Annotated in this window: 4 protein-coding genes; 3 read left to right on the top strand and 1 reads right to left on the bottom strand. The window is 44.5% G+C overall.

The features are described from left to right. Nucleotides 1–5: 5 nt before the first annotated feature. Nucleotides 6–806 (bottom strand): aspartyl/asparaginyl beta-hydroxylase domain-containing protein, encoded by an 801-nt coding sequence (locus V6C93_RS04585; RefSeq protein ID WP_333475470.1) that lies wholly within the window; start codon nt 804–806, stop codon nt 6–8. A gap of 92 nt (nt 807–898) precedes the next feature. Here V6C93_RS04585 and V6C93_RS04580 point away from each other — a divergent pair, with 92 nt between their 5' ends. The 3 genes from V6C93_RS04580 to V6C93_RS04570 form a co-directional block, all read left to right on the top strand. Then, a complete protein-coding gene (locus V6C93_RS04580) occupies nt 899–2,398 on the top strand; it encodes an amidohydrolase family protein (protein WP_333475469.1) in 1,500 nt (499 codons plus the stop codon). Between the two features lie 44 nt (nt 2,399–2,442). After that, nucleotides 2,443–3,033 (top strand): Uma2 family endonuclease, encoded by a 591-nt coding sequence (locus V6C93_RS04575; protein WP_333475468.1) that lies wholly within the window; start codon nt 2,443–2,445, stop codon nt 3,031–3,033. 324 nt (nt 3,034–3,357) lie between these two features. Beyond that, a partial coding sequence (locus V6C93_RS04570; RefSeq protein ID WP_349262615.1) for a DUF4437 domain-containing protein occupies nt 3,358–3,656 on the top strand: 299 nt, incomplete at its 3' end.

Raw genomic sequence — 3,656 nt, 5'->3', positions numbered from 1 at the left:
TCGAATTACGCTCCTAAAGCTTTATCCCATTCCAATTGATGACTTAATCCATATTTAATAAAGTCTTCTTTTTTGGCTTCATCACTTTTACCAAAAACACCTAAGCTGTAAGGATTTTCTTGCATCCGCTGTTGGACTAATTCCTGTTCAAACTGAATCACTTCTTCTCTCGGCTTATCAGTTTTAAAGAAATCTACAACCAAAACAGTCCTTTCGTAATCGGTATAATTATGCGGACAGTGGGGATAGCTGTGATCTAAAATCAAGAATTCGCCTTCATGCCAATAAAGCTTGTCATGGCAGATTTTCATCGCCACATCTCCCTCTGGCACAATCAACCCTAGATAACCGCGATTCATGTGAGGGTTATAGTTCACATGCAGTTTGATATCCAGCCCTGGATGAAATGTCCCATAATACACATTTCTCAAGATATTATCATTGAGTGAATTTGATTCTTCTATCGTCTTAGTTAACTTGGGGAAGTATCGTTCTCTTAATTCCAGTGCTTTTTGGGGTACATCCTGTAATTCATACTGAGGATATTGAATTTGATGCACTTGAATATATTTTTCGATAAACATTCCTTGAAATAATACTCCAAAAGCGCTATACTTCGCATTGCCTTTAGTCTTAATCGTTTTACTTTTAGGCCCCAAAACGTCAAAAGTAAATTGTAATTCTTCCTGAGATGCTTCGTGCCTAAAGCGGCTGAATTCATCTCTAATAGCTTTCCAGCTATTTTGAAGGTTGTTGAGGAAAGGAAACTCTTTGGGGTCTAAATGATACTCGTTAAAACCTTCCATTGGGGTTTCTCCTAAATATAATTTCGTTCTATAAGTTTTATTTTAGGCAACTTGATAGAGAATTGGTCTAACTGATTTTGGCAAGAAGTCCTGTGTCTGAAACTCTAGTTCTAGATAGACTTATCAAAAACGTCCGCGTGGTGCGTCCTCATCAATCATCCGTGGAGTGCCTGGATTTGGGAATTAAGGATGGTAAATTCACCCAAATTTCCCCGGAAATCAGCCTGGAGCAGGCCAAAGAGGTATTTGACGCTCAGAACCTGCTGGGTTTTCCAGGGGTTGTTGATGCCCACATGCACATCGGAATCTATCAAGCCCTCGACCAAGATGCGATCGCAGAAAGCAAAGCAGCGGCAATGGGGGGAGTCACCACCAGCCTGAACTATATCCGCACGGGTCAGTATTACCTGAATAAAGGAGGTTCTTACAAGGATTTTTTTCCAGAAGTGCTGGCTTTGTCAGAGGGCAATTTTTTTGTGGATTATGGCTATCATATAGCGCCGATCGCCCCTCAGCATATTGACGAAATGCAGTGGTTGTTTGAGCAGCATGGGGTTGCTTCGTTCAAAATTTTTATGTTCTATGGGGGTTATGGTCTCCACGGTCTTTCCGATCAACAGAATCTATTTCTGATGATTAATAAGGAAGATCGCTACGACTTCGCCCACTTTGAATTCATTATGCGGAGTTTGTCTCAACTGAGGGAACGCTACCCCACCATGCAGGACACACTCAGTCTCAGCCTGCACTGTGAGGTGGCTGAGATTCTCAATGCTTACACCAAAATTGTGCAGCAAGATACGACCCTCACCGGACTCAATGCTTATAGCGCGGCTCGTCCTCCCCACTCAGAAGGATTAGCTATTTGTATTGCATCTTATCTGGCTCACGAAACGAACTGTGTCAACATCAATTTGCTGCATCTAAGTTCCCGCAAGGCGGTCGAAGCAGCTCTGATGATGCAAACGACTTTTCCCCACATCAATTTCAAACGAGAAGTTACAGTGGGACATCTCCTCCTAGATGTAGATGCTCCTACGGGTAAATGGGCAAAGGTTAATCCTCCAATTCGTCCGCGCTCGGATGTTGAATATTTATGGAATGCAGTCCTGAATCATCAGGTGGATTGGATTGTCAGCGATCATGCTTGCTGTTCAGCGGAGAAAAAAGCCAGCTTGAGAGAGCCGGACAACATTTGGCTGGCTAAGTCTGGCTTTGGTGGTACAGAATATCTGCTCTCAGGGATTGTTAGTGAGGGGAGTAAACGGGGCATGTCCTACAACCACATGGCAAAGCTACTGTGTTGGAATCCGGCACAACGATTTGGCCCGTTTCAAAAGGGTGACATTGCGGTTGGGTATGATGCTGACTTAGTGCTGGTTGATCCGAATGAAACGTTTGTTGTCCGTGCTGCTGAATCCGAGTCGCAACAGGGTTATACCCCCTTTGAAGGGATGGAGTTGACGGGACGGGTTAAGAGTACATTCTTACGCGGGAATTTGATTTATGACCGGGGACAGGTATTGGGTTCACCGCAGGGGCAGTATTTGAAGCGATCGCGCGAGCGCAGCGCTAATGCGTTAGAAGAGTAACAGCGTTACTGGATGAAATAGTTTGTTGTGAAGGAGCGATCGCCATGATTCAAGCCATACCGAAACATGTAACATTTGATGAGTTTATTGCTTGGTATCCGGAGAATGGGCGATACGAACTCATTGACGGGCAAATTATAGAAATGCAGCCAACAGGGAAACACGAAGAAGTTACCGAATTTATCTCCAGACAACTGATTCTGGAAACTTCTAGGTTGCAACTGCCTTACCGTTTCCCTACACGCGCATTAGTTAAAGCACCGAGCTGGGAGACGGGTTATCTGCCAGATGTGCTTATCGTAGACCGTAATGCCCTTAGGAGTGAACCTCTATGGGAAAAAGCAGCAACGATTACTCAAGGGACATCTATTCCCTTGGTAGTGGAAGTCGTTACTACTAACTGGGAAAATGATTACGCCAGGAAGGTAGAAGATTACGAAACGATGGGTATCCAAGAATATTGGATTTCAGACTATCTAGGATTAGGTGGCAAGCGCTACATTGGCAACCCAAAGCAACCTACACTCAGCGTTTACCAGTTAGTCAATGGCGAATATCAGATCAGCCAGTTCAGGGAGAATGACCGAATTAAATCACGCACGTTCCCACAGTTGAATTGGTATTTTTGCCGTTAGAGTTGATGCTATAGATTTACAAGCCAATAAATTTTATCTCAAACACGAATTTATTCCTTTTCAAAATAAATAACTATTCCTTTTCTTACTCCTAGAAAGTATTGCCAGAGAGTTTATTTTTAGCTTTCATACCAATTCCCTCCACACAAGGAGCTCTATCAGATAAGATGAGCGGAGTAAAGGGGAGGAAGCCCTTACAAAGGAGGCGGCAAAATCATGGGTGATACGGGCAGAGCGTTTAATGCTGCAAGCGAAGGAGAGGCAGATAACTTTTTGTATGCCGCGCCTGTAAAGGAGGATTGGGGTGGAGACGGTAGAGGGCGCATGAGCCTATCGGGAAGGCGTACAGCGATCTCCAAAGAGTACGTACCTCGTCAGTACCAATACTTTGACACAAATGCTGTGCCCGAAGAGCAGGGGTGGCGAGTAAGTGGTATGCCAGAGAACGTAGTACCCGGAAGACGACGATTGCTGACGTGGCACGACTGTGGAGTATCCACTTCAAGAGTGGTACTCCTGCCGCAGTTTGAGGCACCAGCAGGTATATTCACTGCTGATTTGGAGATTTTCGTGCTCAAGGGTACTATCCAAATAGGCGAGTGGCAGCTAAGCAAGCACAGCTA

The organism is Allocoleopsis sp. (genome assembly GCF_036703385.1).
Taxonomy (GTDB): Bacteria; Cyanobacteriota; Cyanobacteriia; order Cyanobacteriales; family Coleofasciculaceae; genus Allocoleopsis.
Note: the sequence above shows the minus strand (reverse complement) of the source record. Positions and strands in the feature narration are given on the sequence as shown.